The 22,655-nt window shown below is 37.7% G+C and carries 18 protein-coding genes, 9 tRNA genes, 1 rRNA gene and 1 riboswitch; of the genes, 25 read left to right on the top strand and 3 right to left on the bottom strand.

Features of this window, described 5'->3' with window-relative positions; translation table 11 throughout:
• Positions 1 to 150 precede the first annotated feature (150 nt).
• The 10 genes from rrf (at position 151) to ACFOY7_RS04315 (ending at position 1,209) form a co-directional block, all read left to right on the top strand.
• Positions 151 to 266, top strand: a 5S ribosomal RNA gene (gene rrf / locus ACFOY7_RS04360).
• 35 nt (positions 267 to 301) lie between these two features.
• Positions 302 to 376, top strand: a tRNA-Asn gene (locus tag ACFOY7_RS04355).
• Between the two features lie 7 nt (positions 377 to 383).
• Positions 384 to 456 (top strand) — tRNA-Thr (locus ACFOY7_RS04350).
• Positions 457 to 476: 20 nt separating this feature from the next.
• A tRNA-Glu gene (locus ACFOY7_RS04345) sits at positions 477 to 551 on the top strand.
• Between the two features lie 86 nt (positions 552 to 637).
• A tRNA-Val gene (locus ACFOY7_RS04340) sits at positions 638 to 713 on the top strand.
• 5 nt (positions 714 to 718) lie between these two features.
• Positions 719 to 794: transfer RNA gene (locus ACFOY7_RS04335), tRNA-Thr, on the top strand.
• A gap of 16 nt (positions 795 to 810) precedes the next feature.
• Positions 811 to 896 (top strand) — tRNA-Tyr (locus ACFOY7_RS04330).
• Between the two features lie 51 nt (positions 897 to 947).
• A tRNA-Gln gene (locus tag ACFOY7_RS04325) sits at positions 948 to 1,022 on the top strand.
• A gap of 32 nt (positions 1,023 to 1,054) precedes the next feature.
• A tRNA-Lys gene (locus ACFOY7_RS04320) sits at positions 1,055 to 1,130 on the top strand.
• A gap of 6 nt (positions 1,131 to 1,136) precedes the next feature.
• Positions 1,137 to 1,209 (top strand) — tRNA-Ala (locus tag ACFOY7_RS04315).
• A 185-nt stretch (positions 1,210 to 1,394) separates the two neighbouring features.
• Here ACFOY7_RS04315 and ACFOY7_RS04310 read toward each other — a convergent pair.
• A complete protein-coding gene (locus ACFOY7_RS04310) occupies positions 1,395 to 2,522 on the bottom strand; it encodes a conserved virulence factor C family protein (protein ID WP_390249748.1) in 1,128 nt (375 codons plus the stop codon).
• A gap of 253 nt (positions 2,523 to 2,775) precedes the next feature.
• On the opposite strand from ACFOY7_RS04310, the gene sigW reads away from it, so the two are divergent.
• The 6 genes from sigW (at position 2,776) to glmS (ending at position 10,283) form a co-directional block, all read left to right on the top strand.
• Complete coding sequence (sigW, locus tag ACFOY7_RS04305) at positions 2,776 to 3,342, top strand: RNA polymerase sigma factor SigW (protein WP_390249746.1); 567 nt, start codon at positions 2,776 to 2,778, stop codon at positions 3,340 to 3,342.
• Positions 3,343 to 3,357: 15 nt separating this feature from the next.
• Positions 3,358 to 3,969, top strand: coding sequence for a zf-HC2 domain-containing protein (locus ACFOY7_RS04300; RefSeq protein WP_390249744.1), 612 nt, complete (start codon positions 3,358 to 3,360; stop codon positions 3,967 to 3,969).
• A 601-nt stretch (positions 3,970 to 4,570) separates the two neighbouring features.
• The gene (cdaA, locus tag ACFOY7_RS04295) at positions 4,571 to 5,395 is read left to right on the top strand and encodes a diadenylate cyclase CdaA (RefSeq protein ID WP_390249742.1); all 825 of its coding nucleotides are present in this window, start codon (positions 4,571 to 4,573) and stop codon (positions 5,393 to 5,395) included.
• Positions 5,385 to 6,647, top strand: coding sequence for a CdaR family protein (locus tag ACFOY7_RS04290; RefSeq protein WP_390249740.1), 1,263 nt, complete (start codon positions 5,385 to 5,387; stop codon positions 6,645 to 6,647). The genes cdaA and ACFOY7_RS04290 overlap by 11 nt, the downstream gene beginning before the upstream one ends.
• A gap of 25 nt (positions 6,648 to 6,672) precedes the next feature.
• Positions 6,673 to 8,022: a phosphoglucosamine mutase gene (gene glmM / locus ACFOY7_RS04285; RefSeq protein WP_390249738.1), complete on the top strand. Its 1,350-nt coding sequence runs from the start codon at positions 6,673 to 6,675 to the stop codon at positions 8,020 to 8,022.
• Between the two features lie 458 nt (positions 8,023 to 8,480).
• A complete protein-coding gene (gene glmS, locus ACFOY7_RS04280) occupies positions 8,481 to 10,283 on the top strand; it encodes a glutamine--fructose-6-phosphate transaminase (isomerizing) (RefSeq protein ID WP_390249736.1) in 1,803 nt (600 codons plus the stop codon).
• Positions 10,284 to 10,522: 239 nt separating this feature from the next.
• On the opposite strand, the gene guaC is transcribed toward glmS, so the two are convergent.
• The gene (gene guaC / locus ACFOY7_RS04275) at positions 10,523 to 11,497 is read right to left on the bottom strand and encodes a GMP reductase (RefSeq protein ID WP_390249734.1); all 975 of its coding nucleotides are present in this window, start codon (positions 11,495 to 11,497) and stop codon (positions 10,523 to 10,525) included.
• 91 nt (positions 11,498 to 11,588) lie between these two features.
• Positions 11,589 to 11,688: riboswitch (purine riboswitch) on the bottom strand.
• Between the two features lie 572 nt (positions 11,689 to 12,260).
• Between guaC and ACFOY7_RS04270 the strand changes: the two genes are divergently transcribed.
• The gene (locus ACFOY7_RS04270) at positions 12,261 to 13,670 is read left to right on the top strand and encodes a Glu/Leu/Phe/Val family dehydrogenase (protein WP_390249732.1); all 1,410 of its coding nucleotides are present in this window, start codon (positions 12,261 to 12,263) and stop codon (positions 13,668 to 13,670) included.
• Positions 13,671 to 13,886: 216 nt separating this feature from the next.
• Here the strand turns inward: ACFOY7_RS04270 and ACFOY7_RS04265 are convergent, their stop codons facing one another.
• A complete protein-coding gene (locus ACFOY7_RS04265; RefSeq protein ID WP_390249730.1) occupies positions 13,887 to 14,621 on the bottom strand; it encodes a hypothetical protein in 735 nt (244 codons plus the stop codon).
• Between the two features lie 190 nt (positions 14,622 to 14,811).
• Here ACFOY7_RS04265 and ACFOY7_RS04260 point away from each other — a divergent pair, with 190 nt between their 5' ends.
• The 8 genes from ACFOY7_RS04260 to urtE all read left to right on the top strand — a co-directional run bounded on the left by ACFOY7_RS04260 (position 14,812) and on the right by urtE (position 22,610).
• Positions 14,812 to 15,405 (top strand): TetR/AcrR family transcriptional regulator, encoded by a 594-nt coding sequence (locus ACFOY7_RS04260; protein ID WP_390249728.1) that lies wholly within the window; start codon positions 14,812 to 14,814, stop codon positions 15,403 to 15,405.
• An 11-nt stretch (positions 15,406 to 15,416) separates the two neighbouring features.
• The gene (locus ACFOY7_RS04255) at positions 15,417 to 16,802 is read left to right on the top strand and encodes an MATE family efflux transporter (RefSeq protein WP_390249726.1); all 1,386 of its coding nucleotides are present in this window, start codon (positions 15,417 to 15,419) and stop codon (positions 16,800 to 16,802) included.
• 47 nt (positions 16,803 to 16,849) lie between these two features.
• Positions 16,850 to 17,359 (top strand): DNA-deoxyinosine glycosylase, encoded by a 510-nt coding sequence (locus tag ACFOY7_RS04250; protein ID WP_390249724.1) that lies wholly within the window; start codon positions 16,850 to 16,852, stop codon positions 17,357 to 17,359.
• Positions 17,360 to 17,779: 420 nt separating this feature from the next.
• Positions 17,780 to 19,063 carry an urea ABC transporter substrate-binding protein gene (urtA, locus tag ACFOY7_RS04245; protein ID WP_390249722.1) on the top strand — a complete coding sequence of 428 codons (1,284 nt, stop codon included), beginning with the start codon at positions 17,780 to 17,782 and terminating at the stop codon, positions 19,061 to 19,063.
• Between the two features lie 141 nt (positions 19,064 to 19,204).
• The gene (gene urtB, locus ACFOY7_RS04240) at positions 19,205 to 20,107 is read left to right on the top strand and encodes an urea ABC transporter permease subunit UrtB (RefSeq protein WP_390249720.1); all 903 of its coding nucleotides are present in this window, start codon (positions 19,205 to 19,207) and stop codon (positions 20,105 to 20,107) included.
• A gap of 20 nt (positions 20,108 to 20,127) precedes the next feature.
• Entirely contained in the window at positions 20,128 to 21,210 is a 1,083-nt protein-coding gene (gene urtC, locus ACFOY7_RS04235; RefSeq protein WP_390249718.1) for an urea ABC transporter permease subunit UrtC, read from the top strand.
• Entirely contained in the window at positions 21,170 to 21,934 is a 765-nt protein-coding gene (gene urtD / locus ACFOY7_RS04230; RefSeq protein ID WP_390249716.1) for an urea ABC transporter ATP-binding protein UrtD, read from the top strand. The genes urtC and urtD overlap by 41 nt, the downstream gene beginning before the upstream one ends.
• Complete coding sequence (gene urtE / locus ACFOY7_RS04225) at positions 21,921 to 22,610, top strand: urea ABC transporter ATP-binding subunit UrtE (protein ID WP_390249714.1); 690 nt, start codon at positions 21,921 to 21,923, stop codon at positions 22,608 to 22,610. The genes urtD and urtE overlap by 14 nt, the downstream gene beginning before the upstream one ends.
• The last annotated feature ends 45 nt before the right edge of the window (positions 22,611 to 22,655 follow it).

Here is a 22,655-nt window from a genome sequence, read left to right as displayed (position 1 = left end):
GTACAGTGTTTTTCTGTACAAAGGGAAGGATCAACTATACGCTAGCTATTAGAAGCTTGAACTAGCCTGAATTTTATAAAAGTTGTTTGTTGCTTGTCTAATCTTCTTATCTAGTTTTGATGGTATATTTACCACAATAATATATCAATGTCTGGTGACGATAGCGGAGAGGTCACACCTGTTCCCATGCCGAACACAGTAGTTAAGCTCTCCAGCGCCCATGGTAGTTGGGGCTTTGCCCCTGCAAGAGTAGGACGTTGCCAGGCATATAATTAATACAGCTTTGAGAAGCATAAATTATTCCACAGTAGCTCAGTGGTAGAGCAATCGGCTGTTAACCGATCGGTCGTAGGTTCGAGTCCTACCTGTGGAGCCATTCATTTGCTTCCATAGCTCAGTCGGTAGAGCACTTCCATGGTAAGGAAGGGGTCGCCGGTTCAAGTCCGGCTGGAAGCTCTGCAAGAATAAATTCTATTGGCCCGTTGGTCAAGCGGTTAAGACACCGCCCTTTCACGGCGGTAACACGGGTTCGAATCCCGTACGGGTCACCATTAAAAATATTAGTTATTATATTAAGGATAGCATGTTAAGAACGCGGCGTTATGTCGCAATACATAGACTAGCATATCCTGTAAACGGAGGATTAGCTCAGCTGGGAGAGCACCTGCCTTACAAGCAGGGGGTCGCAGGTTCGAGCCCTGCATCCTCCACCATTTATGCCGGTCTAGCTCAATTGGTAGAGCAACTGACTTGTAATCAGTAGGTTGGGGGTTCAAGTCCTCTGGCCGGCACCACTTGTCTATAATACATGGAGGGATAGCGAAGTTGGCCAAACGCGACGGACTGTAAATCCGTTCCCATCGGGTTCGTAGGTTCGAGTCCTACTCCCTCCACCATTGTATAATTTTGAGCTCAGTGTATATACTAAGAGTATACACCTTTTTTATTGGGCTATAGCCAAGCGGTAAGGCAACGGTTTTTGGTTCCGTCATGCGTTGGTTCGAATCCAGCTAGCCCAGCCATTTTACTTATACCTAATAAAAGAATATAGTTAGAGCCATTAGCTCAGTTGGTAGAGCATCTGACTTTTAATCAGAGGGTCGGAGGTTCGAATCCTCCATGGCTCACCATTTTTTGGGGCCTTAGCTCAGCTGGGAGAGCGCCTGCTTTGCACGCAGGAGGTCAGCGGTTCGATCCCGCTAGGCTCCACTCTAATAGATTGTATTTTTAGAACAGGTATTTACGTACCTGTTCTTTTTCTGTGGGTTTTGTTAAATAATAATGATTGATAAGTTTCATTAACTGATTTCTTATTATAGAACCTTCGTTTGTTTCAAAGCCTTTCTATATAAAAACGCCTATATCCTTTATAAAGGATATAGGCGCTTTTAAATTTACTGTTTGCTTGCTTTTGTCATCTGGTGCCAAACAGAACCTTTAGCTTTTTCTCCACCTTCAATGCGTGCCAGAGCCATCTTCACTTGCATTCTTACCTCAAATTCCGGATCATTAATAGCATCTTGTAAAGCCGGAACTGCTGTCTCATCTCCTAATTCATATAAGAACATTGCTGCCCGCCAGCGGACCAGCCGGTTCTTATCAGTTAAAGAATTTATCATTTCTGGTATTGCCTGTTTAAAGCCGAGATCTGATAAGCAATCGCCAGCTGTTCTTCTTACATTAACAGCTCTATCTTTTAATGCCTTGTATAGATATGGTAATACTTTTTCATCTTCAATCATTCCTAAATATGCAGTGGCAAGTCTGCGTATGGATGCTTTTTCATCATCTAATGCTTTATTTAATACATCTAAATCATCAATAGTTGGTGACATCCGGTCAAGTGCTGCATAACGCTCCTTCCAATCGGGGTTGTCTAACATATCTGGAGTCACTTTTTGGAAAGAAGGATTTTGCTTATTCTGTCGATTATCAGCAAAGTCGATTAATTCATTTAGACGTTTTTCATTATAACTGGCAGCTAGTTCTTCAACAATATCCTGACCAATTTGTTCCATGTCACCATACCTTGGTGACTGTTCCACCCACTTCCGCTCTTCCAACATATTGCCAGTGTCTGCTGAAGCTTTTAATGCTGCCTCAGAGAAATGTGAAGGTAACCCGAAACGTTTTTCTACGTCATCTTCTACAAGCTTGATTTGCATCGGGATATACCGAAACATTTGGATATATACTTTTACTTCACCAAATGAGTTCTCTGCCATATCTGATGTTGAACGAAATGAATGATCTAGTGATTCAACAGACCCTATTATATCAGTAACTTGTGGTAATATTTCCTCCCATGCTACTTTTGGATGTCTTTCTAATGCTATAAAGTCGATTACCCGGTAAATACCCTTTACACCATTCACACCAAATAGATCTTTTATGTACTTCGGTGCATTATCTAAATTATCACTTTCTTTATAATTTTCTGTTTGATTAACCGGTAGTTCTTCATCTAAATTTATCTTCATTGAATATGGACTAGGTGTCGGTTCAATTGAAGTTATTTTCATAAGGTTATTCCTCCTGTTCATATACATTTATTTTAACAAATGCTGTCGGGATAATACAATAATCGTGTAAATCGAATCTACCATTAAACTCAATTGAAAAAATATAAAATTTTACAATTCATAGACAAAAAGTCCAATTTTCTTGTTATAATAGGCTTATTGCCATTTAGTAAAAATTTTTTATAGAATAATGAAACCTAATGTTGTGGTTTTTCGTACAATAGGTAACCGCAAGTTTAGCGGAGGTTATAAGATGATCGAGGAGAAAATTGTAAAAAGTATAAAATTAGTTAAAAAAGGGGATCAATCGGCATTCGAAGATATTGTAGAACACTTTCAAGGTAAGGTGTTCGCGATTTGTTTCCGTATGGTTGGAAATAAACATGAAGCTGAAGATATAGCGCAAGAAGCTTTCATTCGTGCTTATATTAATATACAATCATATGATGAGAATCGAAAATTTTCGACATGGTTATACAGGATTGCGACAAATTTAGCGATAGATCGAATGAGGAAGAAGAAACCAGATTATTATCTTGATGCTGAGATAAAAGGTGCAGATGGATTGAATTTATATGCCCAAATCCCAGATGATGGGGTACTTCCAGAGGATGAGGTGGAAAGCTTAGAAACACAAAGCTATATTCAAAAAGAGATAATGGAATTGCCAACTAAATATCGAAGCATTATTGCATTGCGATTTATCGATGAACTCTCTCTAAAAGAAATTAGCGAAATATTAGAAATACCTGTTGGGACAGTAAAAACCAGAATTCATAGAGGGAGAGAAGCTTTAAGGAAAAAGCTTCGCCATGTGTAAAGGAGTGTGAGTAAAATGAGTTGTAATGGAGATGTAATTGGATTAATGCATTCATATTTAGACGGTGATATTACTAAAGATGAAGAAGAAGCACTGCGCTCCCATTTGAAATCATGTGAAGCTTGTCAAACTCATTTTCGAGAATTAAAAAGGACAGTAGCATTAATCACTACAAATGTTGACTTACAACCTTCTGCGGATTTCACGAAAAATGTAATGGCACAACTGCCAAAAGAAAAGAAAAGATCGACAGTTCGCAGATGGGTTCGAATCCATCCATTAGTCACGGCTGCGGCTATTTTCTTTATCTTAATGTCCAGCAGTATTTTAGCAACATGGAATCAAGACCATCAGTTAAGTTATCCAAAAGGAATGAATTTAGTTGTTGAAAATGATACCGTCATAGTTCCAGAAGGTGTTATTATAGAGGATGATCTAGAAATAAAAAATGGAAATATTAAAATTCACGGTGAAGTGAAAGGAGATGTAGTGATTATAAATGGAGATTATCTCACTGCATCTGCTGGAAATGTAGCGGGAGAAATTAAACAAGTAGACCAAATGTTTGGTTGGTTATGGTATAAAATAAAAGGTTTAGCACAAGAAGTTTTTAGCTTTGAAAAGTGATCTCTTTCAATTGATGAGAGATCACTTTTTTTTATGGCTGTTTGCTAAAGTTTTTCGTTTTTTTTGTTGTGATTTTATAGCAAAAATTTATAGTTTAAATTACTTTTTACATTTTTAAATAAGGAAAAACTAAAAAATAGACCAAAAGTAGACGAACTCTTCATTAGTGGTTCTATTAGAAAATGATAAATTGACCTCATATTGGGGTCTTTTTTATGCGCTCCTTAACATTTCAACAGTCATGAATTTTTGACACGCTGAAAAATCCTCTATTCCCTCTGTTCATCAAAATTAAATCTTCACCTGATTTGAACCGACGGAACTGATAAAGATAGTTGTTAAAGTATTTGGGTTACCTACCCAGGAAAACGTTCCATCCATCCCTTTCGACGCGGCTCCTGAACCCCATTATAGTTTCCTTTTACCAATTCACGCAAGAAAACAACAATCTACACGGCACCAGCCCATTTTTATAAATAAAGAAAATTAATAGTTATCAAAAGCTCACAGTAAATCTGCTCTTCATTTTATGCTATAATATGATTACATAACTACAAATTAGATAGGAAGAGGATTCGGATGGACATAAGGTTGTGTTTTCATGTTTAATTGGGAATGGTCTTTTCTCAATATATTAAAGATAGTTGTTGACATAGGAATTGTTTGGTATGTGCTATACAAGCTTCTTATGCTTATTAGAGGAACGAAGGCTATTCAGTTATTAAAAGGTATTTTCGTCGTAATATCTGTTTACCTTATTAGCGTTCTGTTTGAATTGGCAACAGTTCGAATCTTAATGTGGCAAGTGATTATGTGGGGGCCCTTAGGAATCATTATTTTATTCCAGCCAGAGCTGAGAAGGGCATTGGAGCAATTAGGAAGAGGCAGCTTTTTTTCCCGTAATTCGAAATCCGAAGATGAAGTATTCCATCACTCCATAAAAGCAATAGCAGACTCTTGTAACTATATGGCGAAAAGAAGGATTGGAGCTTTAATTACAATTGAACGTGAAACGGCAATGGGTGATTATATATCAACAGGGATTCCGATAAACGCGAAGTTAACCAATCAGTTATTAACAAACATTTTCATACCGAATACACCTCTTCATGATGGTGCTGTTATCATTAATAAAGATGAAATTGTAGCTGCAGCTTGTTATTTGCCATTATCGGAAAGTCCCTTTATATCGAAAGAGCTAGGTACAAGACATAGAGCTGCACTTGGTATAAGTGAAGTAACAGACTCGATAACGATTACCGTATCTGAAGAAACAGGTAATATCTCTTGTACGAAAAATGGGGAGTTACATCGGAATATCTCTGTCGACAAATTAGCAGAGCTGCTTGAAAAGGAACTTGTAACGAAATTCAAATCCTCTACAACAAAAGGTTGGAACTGGAGGGGGAAGAAAAATGATGAATAATTGGTTAGAAAAGCCATGGGTCATAAGAGTTGTTGCTTTAGCACTTTCCATTCTGCTGTTCGTTGTTGTCGCTTTTGATGAAAATGTCTCTGATGAAGATGATGGGTACAACTCCATTTTTGGTACAACTAATGAAACGAAAACATTAGAAGATATGCCGGTGAATATTGATATTGATCAGGAGAAGTACGTGGTGAGTGGTGTGCCAGAAACAGTAAAAGTAACGCTTCAAGGATCTGTAAGTCTTGTTACTTCCACGTCATTACAGCGGAATTTTGAAGTGTTTGTTAACTTAGATGGTCTTGGTACCGGAACGCATGTTGTGCCGATCGAATATTCGGGAATAGCTAACCAGTTAAATGTTTATATTGAACCACAAGAAGTCGAAGTATCGATTGAAGAAAGAGCGAGTCAAAATTATACTGTTAATATTGATGTACTTAACCGTGATCAAATTACTGCAGGTTATGAAGTCGGTAATGTTTACACGGAGCCAGAGTCCGTTACTGTAACAAGTTCCAAAAGTATTGTTGATCGTATAGCAATTGTCAAAGCATTCGTTGATGTAGCTGGTGTAGAAGAATCTTTCACGGCAGACAATGTACCTGTCAAAGTATATGATAATCAAGGAAATGAGCTAAGTGTTAGAATCGATCCACCTACCGTAGATGTTACAGTTGATGTGAAAAATCCTAACAAATCTGTACCAGTATCATTGGAAACAGTAAGTGAGGTTACAGAAGATTTAAGATTAGCTTCAATGGAATTAGAAACAGAAACAGTCACGGTATTTGCGGCAGAGTCTTATTTAGAAGGGCTAGAGGAATTGAAGACAAAGCCAGTTAACTTAAGTGAAATAACAGAAAGCGGCACATATGAGGTAGAACTAGATATTCCGCAAGAAGTAAGAAAAGTCGAACCTGCAACTGTAAATGTAGTAATTGAAGTAGAGCAAGCAGAAGAGCGGACTGTGGAAAATGTCCCAATATCAATTGAAGGAGAACCTCAAGGCAGTAGTACTTCATTTGTCAGCCCTACTACTGGTGCAACAAATGTAACAATTAGGGGTTTTCCTTCTGACATTGAAGAATTAACTGCAGAGGACTTGCCGCTTTCTGTAACAATGGAGAACCAGTCGCCGGGTGAGGTAACCTTGCCAATTAACAACAATATTTCCGAGGAAATACTAGAAAATGTCGAAATTGAACTAGCGATAGATGAAGCAACATTATTGGTCGAACCTGATGCATAGGAATGAATAAAGGAGAGAATAATTAATGGGAAAATATTTTGGTACTGATGGTGTACGTGGAGTAGCAAACCAAGATTTAACACCAGAATTAGCATTTAAGTTAGGACGTTATGGTGGTTATGTGTTAACGAAGGAAGAGCAAAATCCAAAAGTATTAATTGGAAGGGATACACGTATATCAGGGAACATGCTGGAAGGAGCTCTTGCTGCTGGTTTATTATCAATTGGTGCCGAAGTAATGAGGTTAGGAGTGATTTCAACACCAGGAGTAGCTTATTTATCAAAGGCAATGGATGCACAAGCTGGTGTAATGATTTCAGCATCTCATAACCCTGTTGAAGATAATGGTATTAAGTTCTTCGGGTCAGACGGTTTTAAATTATCAGATGAACAAGAAGCAGAAATCGAAGCATTATTAGAACAAGAGGAAGATAATCTTCCACGCCCGATTGGGGGCAATATTGGCCAAATTAATGATTATTTTGAAGGTGGGCAAAAGTACATCCACTATCTGAAAGAAACGATTGACAATGAGTTTGATGGAATACATATAGCACTGGATTGTGCACATGGAGCCACTTCAGGCCTGGCATCTCATTTATTTGCTGATTTAGAAGCAGATATATCTACAATCGGTTCTTCACCAAATGGGTTAAATATTAATGACGGATTCGGTTCTACCCACCCTGAAAAACTGCAGGATTTAGTTGTAGAAAAAGGTGCAGATGTTGGCTTAGCATTTGATGGAGATGGAGACCGCCTTATCGCTGTAGATGAGAAAGGAAATATAGTTGATGGCGATCAAATAATGTTTATTATCGGAAAATATTTTAATGACAGAGGGTTATTGCGTCATTCCACTGTAGTATCTACCGTGATGAGTAATATCGGGTTTTACAAAGCGTTAGAAGCCAATAATATGAAGAGTGATAAGACAGCGGTAGGTGATCGCTATGTAATGGAAGAAATGCGTAAAGGTGGTTACAATCTAGGCGGAGAGCAATCTGGCCATATTATTTTCTTAGATTACATTACAACTGGTGACGGTATGTTATCAGGACTCCAGCTGGTAAACGTTATGCGGGAAACTGGTAAGAAATTATCTGAACTGGCTGGTGAAATGAAGAAATTTCCTCAAGTATTGAAAAATATTCGTGTTGTAAATAAAAATGAAGTGATGACAAATCGAACAGTACTGGAAGCCATTAATAAAGTGGAAAAAGAAATGGGAAGTCAAGGGCGTGTTCTTGTTAGACCTTCTGGTACTGAACCATTAGTGCGCGTAATGGTAGAAGCACCAACGTTAGATGACTGTAATCGTTATGTGGAGGAAGTTGCTGACGTTATACAGCAAGTAATTGGATTAGAAGAATAGTAAGGAGAAGGTCTTAGATGGAATGACATTTAAGACCTTCTCTAAACACTTTTTTCGGCTGTCTGGCATATTCTTAAGTAAGCAACATAATGTTATTTGTTGCGTGTAATAAATTTTTCAAGTAAAATAGGGGCAGTCATTATTTTTCAAAAATAATGTTGATTCAAATAGAGAAAGGAGCATAGTATTCAGTTATTATTTAAGCGCCAGGGCTACAAGAGGGAAGACTCTTATAGCTGACGAGGAGGAGGTTTATCGAGTGAGATCGGCGGATACCTCCCGGTTGGACATCTCAACCGATATGTTTTTATTTGAAAACATGAAGGCAACTTCCTGTACAAGAATAAAAACAAGATGTAAAAATCACACGAGAAAGGGGCAATGAAGCGCCCCTTGTCAAAGAATTTGTCAATCGGCCGTTTTGTTTGCCCCTTCAAATACAAGGAGGAAACAACGCTATGTGCGGTATTGTAGGTTATATTGGAGCAAATGATTCTAAGGAGATCTTATTAACAGGACTGGAAAAATTAGAATATAGAGGATACGACTCTGCGGGTATTGCGATTTTAAATGAACAAGGAATGAATCTATTTAAGGTAAAAGGACGTATCGCAACATTACGTGAGAAAGTAGACGCATCTGTCATGGGGAATGCAGGAATTGGACACACACGTTGGGCAACACATGGTGAACCGAGTGAGGACAATGCCCACCCGCATCAAAGTGCAACAGAGCGTTTTACTTTAGTTCATAATGGAGTAATTGAGAACTATTATGAAATTCGTGATGAATATCTGCAAAATGTAGAGCTGAGAAGTGAAACAGATACAGAGATCGTTGTTCAGCTGATAGAACAGCTTTACAATGAAACAAATGATGTGCTCGAAGCATTCCGTAAAGGATTATCCTTATTAAAAGGTTCTTATGCAATTGCATTAATAGACAGAGAGAATCCTGATCTTATTTATGTAGCAAAAAATAAAAGCCCATTACTTATAGGTCTTGGTGATGGATTTAATGTTGTTGCAAGTGATGCCATGGCAACACTTAGAGAAACGAATCGTTATGTGGAAATTGAAGATAAGGAAGCTGTACTAGTTCGTGCAGACCGTGTTGAGATTCAAAAATTAGATGGCACAGCTGTGGAACGCGAATCTTATATCGCTGAAATTGATGCATCCGATACAGAAAAAGGGACATATCCTCATTTCATGTTAAAAGAAATTGATGAGCAACCTATTGTTATTCGTAATATTATTCAAGAATATCAAGCGCAAGATGACGCAATTAAGTTAGATGTGGATATCCGTCAGGCAATGAAAAAAGCTGATCGTGTTTATATTATTGCTGCAGGAACTAGCTACCATGCTGGTCTTGTTGGAAAGCAATTTATTGAGAAATTGGCGAATATCCCTGTCGAAGTGCATATTGCAAGTGAATTCTCTTATAATATGCCATTACTGTCTGAAAAACCATTATTTATCTTTATTTCTCAAAGTGGTGAGACAGCGGATAGCCGTTCGGTTCTAGTTCAAACAAAAGCGTTAGGACACCCAGCTTTAACTATTACAAATGTTCCTGGTTCTACCCTTTCTCGTGAAGCAGATTATACATTACATTTACATGCAGGACCAGAAATAGCAGTTGCTTCCACAAAAGCATATACTGCGCAAATTGCTGTTCTGGCAATTTTAGCTGTTGATACTGCCAGAGTGAAAGGTATTGACCTTTCATTTGATCCATTACAAGAGCTAGGTATTGTTGCTAGTGCGATGGAAACATTAACAGACCAGAAAGAAGAGTTTGAACGTATTGCAAAAGAAATGTTCGAAACAACTCGAAATGCTTTCTTTATTGGTCGTGGAGTTGATTACTTCGTTGTTCAAGAAGCAGCATTGAAGCTTAAAGAGATCTCTTATATCCAGGCAGAAGGATTTGCTGGTGGAGAATTGAAGCATGGAACGATTGCCTTAATTGAAAAAGGTACACCAGTTATTGCGATTTCTACTCAAGAAAATGTGAATCTTTCTATTCGCGGTAATGTGCAGGAAGTAGCAGCACGTGGAGCTAATACGTGTGTGGTTAGTATGAAAGGATTGGAGAAAGATAGTGACACTTTCGTATTGCCGCAGGTACATGATTTATTAACACCATTAGTAAGTGTTATACCAATGCAATTACTTTCTTATTATGCCGCACTTCATCGTGATTGTGATGTAGATAAGCCACGTAACTTGGCGAAGAGTGTTACGGTGGAATAGGCGGCTTTACGAGGAGAAATTGGTGCGTATATATGTAATAAAGATACGTCGTATATAAAAAATACTATGCTAACCCCCTTTAGTTAATGATTGCTAGAGGGGTTTTTTTATGGTTTCAAAATAAAAGGAGAAGTAAAGGTAATGTAAACATATAAATTATTTTACTGCTGAAAATGTAGAAAGCAAAAGGAAGAGATCTTAGTTAAAAAGATCTCTTCCTTTAAAAGAAACTAATTTTCTTAATCGCCATTGAAGATAGAGTTCTTTACAACAACATAATCTACAAGACGAATAGCATCAAGGGTTCTTCCACCGGCGTATGAAATAGAAGACTGAAGATCTTGTTCCATTTCAGTTAAAGTATCCTGAAGGGAACCTTTATGTTCTACATGCAATTTCTTACCTTCTACATTCTTCTTTTCCCCTTTTTGATATTCAGAGGCAGAACCGAAATATTCTTTATAGTACTTACCATCTATTTCAATCGTTTCTCCTGGTGACTCCTCATGGCCGGCAAAAAGGGACCCAATCATAACCATTGTTGCACCGAAACGAATGGATTTTGCAATATCTCCATGTGTTCTTATTCCACCATCAGCAATAATGGGTTTACTTGCTGCTTTTGCACACCAACGTAATGCAGCTAATTGCCAGCCTCCTGTTCCGAAACCTGTTTTAATTTTAGTAATACAAACTTTACCAGGTCCAATTCCAACCTTAGTTGCATCAGCACCCGCATTTTCAAGTTCTCTCACTGCTTCAGGAGTACCGACATTACCAGCAATAACAAAGCTTTCGGGCAAGTGCTTTTTAATATGCTGGATCATATTAATAACAGCATTTGAATGGCCGTGTGCAATGTCGATTGTTATAAATTCTGGGACAAGCTTAGCTTTTGAAAGTTCTTCAATAAATTGATATTCTTCTTCCTTCACTCCCACACTAATAGATGCGTAGAGTCCTTTAGTCTGCATATCTTCTATAAATGCTAGACGCTTTTCCGGTTCAAAGCGATGCATAATGTAAAAATAATTATTTTCGGCAAGATATTGGGCAACATTTTCATCAATAATTGTTTGCATATTAGCTGGAACAACAGGGAGCTTGAATTGACGCCCTCCTAGTGTCACAGTAGCATCACATTCAGAACGGCTGTTAACAACACATTTAGCAGGAATTAACTGAATATCCTCGTAATCAAATATATTTTCCATGATATACACTCCTAAGAAAAAATTTTTAATAGTATAGGCAAGATGAACAAATTTGTTTTTATATTGAAAAAAATCCTAACTATAAATGGGTAGAATGATTCTGCCCATTCGTAGTTAGGATTTGTCGGTTCCTAGTAGAGACTCTTAGACCATAATTCTAAGAATATACGAAAGTTGTTAAAGAATTTATTTCATTTCATTTGTAATTATAAACGAACCTTTTATATTTGTAAACCATTAATGTTCGTATTTTGTGAGAAAGATAATCGATATTTGGATATTATAAGAAGTATTAATTGGATATTAGCGGATAATCACTATATCATCCACCTTTAATGAAATGTAAGTGAATATTATTTGGTGAGCAAAATATGTTTATTATCAGGAGAAAATATGGAATAGTAAACTTATAATTCCTGTAATTATCATCATTTTTTTACAAGAATTAACTGTATTAATTGTGTTTCCACTAAGATAGGTTGTAAAATTGGTTATGAGGGAGATCAAAAGGGAAATAATTAAATAAACAACAAGAATTACAGCACATTGAAAAGGATGCGCTTTCAAGCTCAGTGGCTTATATATTGAGTAAACAAAATAGAGTGATGGTGGAATTATTTTCTCCGAAGAAGTCTCTTAATAAGAAATTTATTTCGAGTATAGTTACGATTATCCTTCTGGCAAATTTCACAAAACGTTAGGCCGATTATTGTTTTGCTAAAGACTAGTTATGCTAGTTAAAATATATGGGGAGTGAGACAAAATGAAACTAATGCAAACACAGGGAATTATTAAGCAAATGTTGCAAACTCTGCAGGATGATGAGACTTTTTTTCCAAAGTTAAAAGGAGAACAGAGGGAAAAAGCATTTGAATCCTCACAGGAAATTCTCACAACGACCGACAAAGTGATTAAAAGTTATATTAGGGTTTCTAAAGATGACGGAAGAATTATTAGAATTCCTGCTTACCGGATCCAACATAATAATATCGCTGGTTTTTATAAAGGCGGCATCCGTTACAGTGAGTTAGTTAATGAGGAAGAGGTCGAGAACCTGGCGGTGTTGATGACATTGAAAAATGCGCTCCATGACCTTCCTTATGGTGGTGCCAAAGGTGGAGTTGTGTTAAACCCTAAAGATTATTCAGAACGAGAGCTGAACTTAGTGTCAAAAAAATACGTGCAGCGGTTTGTACCAGACATCGGGCCTACGCAGGACATCCCTGCACCAGATATGGGAACAAATGAACAAATCATGGATTGGATGGTTGGGGAATACAAGACAATCAATCCCGGGAAAAATTATTTAGGAGCGTTTACCGGCAAAAGCATTGAAAATGGCGGTGCAAGGGGACGTAGAGAGGCTACAGGGAAAGGAACGTTCTATAGTTATTTCTGGCTGGTACATCAATGGATAGGCAAGCAAAATAATCTGACTTTCCATGATACTGATAAGGTTCACAGCAAACAGTACGAAAAGCTTACATCACTTTACAGCAGGAACGTTCGAGGAGAGTTGATTTCCTTAGCTGTACAGGGATTCGGCAACGTTGGTTCGGTTGCAGCATTGGAAGCCTACAGGAATGAAGAATTAAGACATTGTGTGGTTGCAGTTAGTGATAATAAAGTAACACTATATAACGAAAAGGGTATCGACATCCCGAAATTAGTGGCCTATCAATCTGAAACAGGACACTTGCCACATTCAAGGGAGGAATTGGTTAGTATCGGAGTAGAGGCTGAAATACGTGGTCGAGAAGATGTTTTAATACTGGATGTGGATGTATTGATTCTGGCAGCAACTGAAAGGCAAATCACTGAGCAAAATATGAAAGAAGTGAGAGCCGATCTACTGGTGGAAGGAGCCAATTCACCAATTGATGCTGCAGCTGACCATTATTTGAATCAAGAGAGCAAGGTTATCATTCCGGACATTTTGGCAAACGCTGGTGGAGTGATGGTGTCTTACCTTGAATGGAAACAGGACAGGGTAACAGAGTTCTATTCAGCTGAAGAATCATTACGTGAGATGTCTAGACAGATGGCGGACAGTTGTGAGAAAGTTTTTAGCGAATACTTTGATCGTAAGCGCGATGGTATCCGACAAACTTGCTTTCTTTATTCCACCAAAAGATTATTCACCCTTCTGTACAAGCAAGGGAAACTCTTTTAAATGATAGCCACACTTAATCTATCATCGTTTTCACTCAGTTTGTCCGCAACAGTTTAATTAAATCTGAAGTGTTTGTATAGTTGAGAGGACTTTATATAAATCGGAGTTCTTTTACTTTGAACAACCGTTACGAATAATGTTTGCGGCAGAATATAACTATTTATATAAAAAAGGACCTTCAAAGGTCCTTTTTTCATTGATTACCTTCGCTTTTCCTTATAGCAGTAAAAGTAACAGAGAGTAAGTAGTAAGCCCTGCAATAAAGGCCGCAAAACTGCTTTCCCGTTCTTCCGGAAGTTCCTCCTTCATTACGTTCAATACGATGCCTCCTGAAATAAACGCGACTAAAATGGATAGGACTATTTCATTTACTTCCGTTAGTAGGCCAATTCCCCAGCCTGCAAAAATAGAACCCGCCAATATCCACCTGCCATACTTGTCATAGTTCTCTTTGTGCGTTTCCCGAAGTCCTTTATCGTTCGTAATAAAATGGACTCCCATAGCTACAAAGTAGAAAAACATGCCCCAGGATCCGGAAAATTCTTCATGGATTAGCAGGTAGCCAATAATAGCGTTATAGAAAGTAAATGATCCAATATGAATCCAGAATACTCCGGCAGATGGTTTGCTGTTTTGATCATGAATATTTTTTCGTTTTGATAATTTAGCTAACCTTTCGAGACCATAGAAAATGGCAAGTCCAACCATTGCAACCAAGTAAATATGATGTTCAAGGAAGCTCCAAAGGGCATTTCCAATCTCCCCATCAAGGTTTTCTTGATATTCTCCTAATTCAGGCATTAAATGTAAGAACACATAGGCAACAGATATTCCCCCAACGATAGAAAGAAAGCGGCTCCTTGGTACTGCTCGTATAAATTTCATATTTTTTGACAGCAAATGAAGGGTTATAAATCCAACGATAAATACAAAACTAAGCCAAAATGTCACCAATAAAACCATCCTTTACACTTTATTTCTCCCAAATGTTTAAATTTTTACCCTTTTTATCTTTGGATGAAACATCAAAAGGTTGTACATGCCACTTGATCGGAAGCACCATTTTTCCACATGTGTTAAGTTGACACTGTTTCCATGCTTTGGTAAGATAATCTGACGAACGATCGTAAGGAGAGATTTGATGTCTTATCAAACAATTAAACAGGAAGCCCTTAATTTATTTGCAGTCTGTGGATATGAAGGAACATCTCTCGCAGATATTGCAAATAAGGTTGGGATTAAAAAGCAATCAATATATGCTCATTTTAAAGGCAAAGATGATCTGTTTATTAAGGTTTTAAAGGAGACTTTTACAGATGAAGTAAAAAAGGAGAAAGAATATATGGAAACACATTTCGATCAACCACTACAGGTGTTTCTATGGGAAGCTTTGCAAAGCTTTATTTACCGGTTTCACCATGACAACCGATTGAAGTTTTGGCTGCGTAATACCTCTATGCCGCCACATCATTTGTATAATGAAGTCATTACCTGTCTTTATCAATACATAGATCAAGTAGACCATTTATATCTTAAACGATTTCAATATGCATTTGAAAAAAAAGAAATTAGCCAAGACCCTGATACAGCAAAGTTGGCTTTTTCCGCTTTGTTAGATTCGATCGGTGTGGAACTGATTTATGGGAATAAAACGCGTACCAATCAAAAACTGCGTGCCTCTTGGCAAATTTTTTGGCTTGGGATTACTAATTCAGATAAAACATCTAAGAAATAAGGAGGATTCACATGTATCATGCAGAAACATTAAAAGATAAAATTCGGTTATTTTTAAGAATTTTACTGCCTATTATGATTACACAAATTAGTCTGTCAGCAATGAATCTTGTCGACACGATGATGTCTGGTCGAGTCGGAACAGATGACCTTGCTGGAGTTGCTATAGGGGCAAGCCTCTGGTCACCTGTTTTCACAGGGATGAATGGTATCATGCTTGCAATTACACCAATTATTGCACAATTTATGGGAGCGAATGAAAGGCATAAAATTCATCATACGGTAACACAAGCTATTTTCCTTTCCATTGCAATAGGAATCGCCATTATTTTAATAGGCATAGTTGCAGTTGAGCCTATTTTAAATTTGATGAATCTAGAAGAGAATGTGAAATATATTGCTTTGCATTACTTAGTCGGTCTGTCTATAGGGATTGTGCCATTATTTCTTTCTAATGTCATTCGGAACTTTTTTGATGGCCAAGGTTTTACGCGTATTACGATGATTATCACGGTTTTAGCAGTACCTTTTAACGTGTTGTTAAATTATAGTTTAATTTTTGGGCATTTTGGGATGCCTAAGCTTGGTGGGATTGGGGCAGGATATGCAACGGGTATAACTTTTTGGATAATTTTGATAATCAGTATATTTATGACATTTAAGATCGAATCGGTAAAAGAATATAAATTGTTTGTTAAATGGCTGAAACCATCTATGAAAGCATGGAAAGAACAACTGGCTATCGGAATTCCAATTGGGCTTTCGATATTTTTTGAAGCAAGTATATTTTCTGTAGTCACATTGCTGATTGGAAATATGTTTTCAACTATAATAATTGCTGCAAATCAAATTGTTATCAGCTTTACTACATTATTGTTCATGGTACCACTTAGTTTATCAATGGCAATAACAATTGTGGTTGGCTATTCCATTGGCGGTAAACGATTAGATTCAGCAAAACAGTATTCCCTCATTGGGGTACTTGGTGCAGTCGGGTTTCTTGCTCTAGGTTCCATATTTATGTACTTCTTCAGAGAGCAGATTGCCTATCTTTACACATCAGATCCGTCGGTTGTTCTTGTTGCGGGGCAATTATTTATTATTGCTATTATTTATCAACTGTCTGATGCTTCACAAGCTAGTCTTCAAGGTGTACTTCGAGGTTATAAGGATGTCAAGGTACCATTTTATATCGCCTTTGCTGCCTATTGGCTAGTAGGCATTCCTTCCGGCTACTTACTTGCAGCCTTTACTTCACTTGGTCCAGCTGGATTTTGGGTTGGTATCACACTTGGTTTAACAGGGGCTGCGATTGGTTTCTTTATTCGATTACGAATAATCTATCGGAAAGAAAGAGCTAATTTATCTATGAATGGGAACAAAGTGGTAAGTGAATAACAAAAAGAACGGGTAATGGTCTAGTAAACATGAAAGGTGGGTTACTTATGACTAATGAAAGAATATTTTCTTTGGGCCCAATAATCGATCATAAATCACGTGTTTTGATTCTTGGATCCATTCCAGGACGCCAATCCTTGATAAAACAGCAATATTACGGTAATTCAAAAAATCATTTTTGGCCGATATTGTTTGAGATTTATGGTCATCCGCCGATTGATAATTACGAAAAAAAGATTGAATTTTTACGTAGTAACCAAATTGCATTATGGGATACCATTGGATCATGCTATCGAGAAGGAAGTCTTGATTCAAAAATAACAGAGGCCGAGCCAAATTCATTGGAAGAAATGCTTGAAACCTATCCTAATATTCAAAGGATTGGATGTAATGGGACAAAATCCTACCAAACCTTCCGAAAACACTTTATAAACTTAATGGATCGGTTTGAAGTAAGTAAGTTACCTTCCACCAGTCCCATCCCTGGCCGTTATAATAAATCGTTTGAAGAAAAAGTGGAAATATGGAAGGAGTTTTTGGAGGGTGAACGATACTAAAGGCATGATCGTGCTTACTGGTTTATGAATAAATAAACAAAGGATTGTGGTGCCAATATGGATGAACCATGATCATGGAATGGCGAAAGTGTTGAAAGAAGTGAGTAACCTTCCTGAGAACAGTCAAATTACCAAAGAAGTAATGAAACAGTATGAATTATTAAAATAGAAATGAGTTGTATAATAAGGTAAAAGTTCAGGCACTATTAGTGGGTAAAATATCCACTTATACGTCTGGGCTTTTTTTATTTGTCTTAACAAATTACCTTCTAAATATCGAGAATCCTGACAATGGTCGAAGACAAATAGTCAGAAAATTCAATAATATACTGTCAGGAAATCTGACCTTTTGTTAGATAAGATTATTTTTATTTGCTAGCCTAAGTTTGTAATTAAAAAAATTGAGTTGGGGGCAGGAGTATGAGAAAGAGAAATTTTTTCTATCTATTAATCTTAGGATTACTAGCAGTATTTATGGTAGCATGTTCGGCTGCTGATAATGCGGCAAGTGCTACACCAGAGGAGGAAGAGATTGAGACACCAGAGGAAAGTGGAGACAGTGAGGAAAGCCAAGGAGATACTATTAAAGTAGGAATCTTACATTCATTAAGTGGGACAATGGCAATTAGTGAAACATCTGTACAACAAGCAGAGCTTCTTGCGATAAAAGAAATTAATGAAAATGGCGGCGTACTTGGAAAACAATTAGAACCAGTAATTGAAGATGGAGCATCAGATTGGCCGACATTTGCTGAAAAAGCCAATAAATTATTACAGCAAGACGGTGTTGCAGCAATTTTTGGTGGTTGGACATCTGCAAGTCGTAAAGCGATGTTACCGGTAGTGGAAGAACATAATGGCTTACTGTTCTATCCGGTGCAATATGAAGGGATGGAATCATCACCTAATATCTTTTACACAGGAGCAGCGCCAAATCAGCAAATCGTACCAGCAGTAGATTGGCTGTTAGAAAACCGAGGAGATTCTTTCTTCCTTTTAGGTTCCGATTATGTATTCCCCAGAACGGCAAATGCGGCCATAAAAGCACAGCTACAAAATGAAGGGGCGAAATTAGTTGGTGAGGAATACACACCATTAGGACATACAGATTACAATACAGTTATTGCAAAGATTAAGAGTGAAAATCCTAAAGTAATTTTTAATACATTAAATGGTGACAGTAACGTTGCTTTCTTTAAACAGTTGAAGGATGCCGGAATTACTTCGGAAGATACAACAGTCTTATCGGTAAGTGTTGCAGAGGAAGAAATTAAAGGGATAGGTGCAGACGTTATTGAAGGACATTTAACAAGCTGGAATTACTACCAAACAACTGATACACCTGAGAATGAAGAGTTTGTTGCGAACTATCAGGCAGAGTACGGGGAAGATGCTGTAACTGCAGATCCAATAGAAGCAGGCTATTTTGGTGTTTACCTATGGGCGAAAGCTGTAGAAGAAGCAGGATCTACTGATGTAGATGCAGTAAAAGAAGCGGCAAAAGGAATTACGTTTGATGCACCTAACGGTACGGTAACAATTGATGGAGATAATCAGCATGTGTATAAAACAGTCAGAATTGGTGAAGTACAAAGTGATGGTATGATTTCTGAATTATGGAGCACGGAAGAGCCTGTAAAACCAGACCCATTCTTAGAGGAATACGATTGGGCATCAGATTTAAGTGAGTCATTAGCTGAATAAAAGATAATAAACTATTTTTTTACCATTGACCTTACATGAAATGTGACATAAAAACACATGGATTGGCAGGTGACCATTTGGGTAGAAGGATGCTGGGCTCTGCCCTGCGTCCTTCTGCATATCAGGAAAGGATTGTTTGGATTGAATGAAATCATATTAACCTTATTTAATGGAATAAGTCTTGGTTCGATCCTGCTATTGATTGCATTAGGGCTTGCAATTACATTTGGTTTAATGAATGTAATTAATATGGCGCACGGTGAATTAATCATGGTTGGTGCTTATATCACATATGTTATTCAAAATATATTTATCAATTATGCCCCGCCACAATACTTTGATTTGTATTTTATTGTTTCCATTCCGGTTGCACTTATCGTTGCGGCAGGGGTAGGAATGCTGTTAGAAGTATCGTTAATTCGCCATCTGTACAAGCGCCCGTTAGATAGTTTACTAGCTACATGGGGTGTTGGACTTATTCTGCAACAAACAGCAAGGTCAATTTTCGGTGCACCGAACGTAGGGGTGAAAAGTCCGTCCTTTTTATCTGGGGGGTTGGAAGTAGGCGCATTAATATTGCCATATTCGAGATTGTTTATTTTAGGATTATCGGTCGTCTGCTTACTCAGTATATTCTATTATTTTTATCGTACAGCAAGTGGAAGAAGAATAAGAGCAGTCATGCAAAATAGGCAAATGGCTGAATGTCTGGGTGTTTCAACAAGGAAAGTAGATATGATGACTTTCGCTATTGGTTCTGGGTTCGCCGGTGTTGCAGGCTGTGCCTTAACATTACTAGGTGCAATAGGTCCAACAATAGGAACAAGTTATATTATTGATGCTTTTATGGTGGTTGTTGTTGGTGGAGTTGGTGCACTATTCGGAGCAGTTTCAGGGGCATTTGGAATAGGTATGTTGAATACAGTTTTTGAATATGTGACAAACGCAACACTAGGTAAGGTGCTAATATTTATTGTCATAATCGCATTCTTGCAATGGCGGCCATCTGGACTTGTTATGTCACGTTCAAGATCATTAGATTAATAAATTAGGAGCGTAGAATCATGCAAAATACGATTTATCAAAAACTATATAGTAAAAGAATCATTTTTAGTTTGATTTTTCTGTTGTTATTGGCTGCTCCACTTTTTATGTCAGACTTTCGTTTGAATTTACTCGGTAAGTTCTTAGCTTTTGCTATTCTAGCCATTGGTTTAGATTTATTGTGGGGGTATACAGGAGTCCTAAGTTTAGGACATGGAATATTTTTTGGGTTAGGTGCTTATTGTATGGCAATGTATCTAAAACTGGAAGCGACCGGTGGGAAAATACCAGATTTCATGGCATGGAGCGGGATGAGTGAGTTACCTCTTATATGGTTACCATTCCAATATCCAATTGTCGCTATCCTGCTCGGAGTATTACTGCCTGCAATGGTTGCCTTTTTTCTCGGTTACTTGACTTTCCGGAATCGGATAAGCGGTGTTTATTTTACAATCTTGTCTCAAGCCCTTGTACTGGTAGTTGTAACATTATTCATTGGTAGCCAAAACTTAACTGGCGGTACAAGCGGATTGACTAATTTTAAGACATTGTTTGGTTTTCAAGTAAGTTCAGCTTCAACTCAGACAACTTTTTATTTAATTACTGTAGTGGTCTTAGGACTTGTATTTTTCTTTTCCCGCAAGCTAATTAAGGGCAGGTTTGGTAAGATACTTGTCGGGATACGAGATGGTGAGAACCGCATGCGGTTTCTTGGTTACAGTCCATCTGCTTATAAAACGTTTATCTACACCCTGTCAGCAGCGATTGCCGGGCTTGCGGGTATGTTATTCGTTCTGCAAGTCGGAATTATCTCACCGACAATGATTGGAATCATTCCATCGATTGAAATGGTCCTATGGGTTGCATTAGGGGGACGGGGGACATTAATCGGTCCTATTATTGGAGCAGTGCTTGTCAATGCGGCGAAAACAGGCTTTAGTGAGTCATATCCGGAGATTTGGACTTATTTCTTAGGGTTTTTGTTCGTACTTGTCGTTGTCTTTCTGCCAAAAGGATTAACAGGTTTATTTGAAAAATGGGGCGATCGGAGGAAAAAACAAGATGTCACAAGCAGTGTTGAAGTTGAAAGAAGTTATAGTTGACTTTAGTGGGTTTAAAGCAATTAATCAGTTAGATTTTGCAGTTCAGCCAAATTCCGTGCATTTTGTAATTGGACCAAATGGAGCCGGGAAAACGACTTTGCTTGATGTCATTTGTGGGAAAACAAAAGCGACCACAGGAGAAATAAAATTGCAGGAAACAAAAGAATTATCTAAATTAACGGAAGACAAAATTGTTCATCAAGGTATTTCTCGAAAATTTCAGGCTCCATCTATTTTTCAAAATTTAACGGTTATCGATAACCTGGAAATTGCCATGAAGCAAAAAAAGAATCTGTTTTCGATGATTAAGGCTAATTGGACGAATGAACAGAAAGAAAAGGTAAATGAAATGCTTGAATTAGTCGGGTTGATAGGTGTGCAGAATCAAATGGCTGGTTCTCTTGCCCACGGTCAGAAGCAGTGGCTGGAGATTGCAATGGTATTAATGCAGGAACCAGATATTGTATTACTAGATGAGCCGATTGCAGGGATGTCAAAAAAAGAACGGGACAAAACAGGGGAATTGATAACGAAAATTGCAGAGAACCGAGCGGTATTAATCGTAGAGCATGATATGGATTTTGTGAAGGAATATGCAGATATTGTTTCTGTCATGCATGAGGGACAATTACTCTTTGAAGGGAGTATGGAAGAAGTACAAAATGATCCGAAGGTCAGGGAAGTATATCTAGGCAGAAAGGTTGAGGAGAATGTTGTCAATTAAGGGACTGGAAGCTGGTTATGAAGAAAGTATGGTGATCCGGAATATCGATATAGAAGTTGATAAGAACCAGGTCATTTGTGTGATGGGGAGAAATGGGGTAGGGAAGTCTACTTTATTAAAAACGATCATCGGTATTCTGCAATCGAAAAATGGGTCAATCCATTATCAGGATGAAGACATAACCAAGACTCGTTCCTCTATACGTGCTCAGAAAGGAATTGGCTATGTACCACAAGGAAGAGAGATATTTCCGAAAATGACCGTTTATGAAAACCTGCTGATTGGCCTCGAAGCTGGCAATGAAAAAAGGATAGATGAAAAAATTTATGATTATTTTCCGATACTTAAAGACTTTGCAAAGCGGAATGGCGGTGATTTAAGTGGTGGTCAGCAGCAACAGCTAGCTATCGCTCGTGCATTAGTATCAAATCCATCTTTCTTGCTATTGGATGAGCCGACAGAAGGAATTCAGCCGAATATTGTTCAATTAATTCAAAACGTGATTGTTGATATTAAAAAAACATCCGCTACATCGATGATACTTGTAGAACAGAATTTGAATTTTGCCAAAAGTGTAGCAGATTATTTATATGTTATTGACCACGGTTCTGTGGTATATAAAAATCCAATAGATAAAGTAGAAGATGAAGAAGTATATCGCTACTTAAGTGTTTAAATGGGAGAGGATCACTCTCCTTAATTTCCTATTCCCCTAAAATTA

Origin of the sequence: Gracilibacillus xinjiangensis, from assembly GCF_042651765.1 — a bacterium.
Classification (GTDB): Bacteria; Bacillota; Bacilli; order Bacillales; family Amphibacillaceae; genus Gracilibacillus; species Gracilibacillus xinjiangensis.
The sequence above is the reverse complement of the archived record's forward strand: the minus strand, read 5'-3'. Positions and strand labels throughout refer to the sequence as shown.

Coding starts and splice junctions, on each gene's coding strand:
- ACFOY7_RS04310 (WP_390249748.1), bottom strand. CDS start 2,522: ATGAAAATAACTTCAATTGAACCGACACCTAGTCCATATTCAATGAAG.
- sigW (WP_390249746.1), top strand. CDS start 2,776: ATGATCGAGGAGAAAATTGTAAAAAGTATAAAATTAGTTAAAAAAGGG.
- ACFOY7_RS04300 (WP_390249744.1), top strand. CDS start 3,358: ATGAGTTGTAATGGAGATGTAATTGGATTAATGCATTCATATTTAGAC.
- cdaA (WP_390249742.1), top strand. CDS start 4,571: ATGTTTAATTGGGAATGGTCTTTTCTCAATATATTAAAGATAGTTGTT.
- ACFOY7_RS04290 (WP_390249740.1), top strand. CDS start 5,385: ATGATGAATAATTGGTTAGAAAAGCCATGGGTCATAAGAGTTGTTGCT.
- glmM (WP_390249738.1), top strand. CDS start 6,673: ATGGGAAAATATTTTGGTACTGATGGTGTACGTGGAGTAGCAAACCAA.
- glmS (WP_390249736.1), top strand. CDS start 8,481: ATGTGCGGTATTGTAGGTTATATTGGAGCAAATGATTCTAAGGAGATC.
- guaC (WP_390249734.1), bottom strand. CDS start 11,497: ATGGAAAATATATTTGATTACGAGGATATTCAGTTAATTCCTGCTAAA.
- ACFOY7_RS04270 (WP_390249732.1), top strand. CDS start 12,261: ATGAAACTAATGCAAACACAGGGAATTATTAAGCAAATGTTGCAAACT.
- ACFOY7_RS04260 (WP_390249728.1), top strand. CDS start 14,812: ATGTCTTATCAAACAATTAAACAGGAAGCCCTTAATTTATTTGCAGTC.
- ACFOY7_RS04255 (WP_390249726.1), top strand. CDS start 15,417: ATGTATCATGCAGAAACATTAAAAGATAAAATTCGGTTATTTTTAAGA.
- ACFOY7_RS04250 (WP_390249724.1), top strand. CDS start 16,850: ATGACTAATGAAAGAATATTTTCTTTGGGCCCAATAATCGATCATAAA.
- urtA (WP_390249722.1), top strand. CDS start 17,780: ATGAGAAAGAGAAATTTTTTCTATCTATTAATCTTAGGATTACTAGCA.
- urtC (WP_390249718.1), top strand. CDS start 20,128: ATGCAAAATACGATTTATCAAAAACTATATAGTAAAAGAATCATTTTT.
- urtD (WP_390249716.1), top strand. CDS start 21,170: ATGTCACAAGCAGTGTTGAAGTTGAAAGAAGTTATAGTTGACTTTAGT.
- urtE (WP_390249714.1), top strand. CDS start 21,921: ATGTTGTCAATTAAGGGACTGGAAGCTGGTTATGAAGAAAGTATGGTG.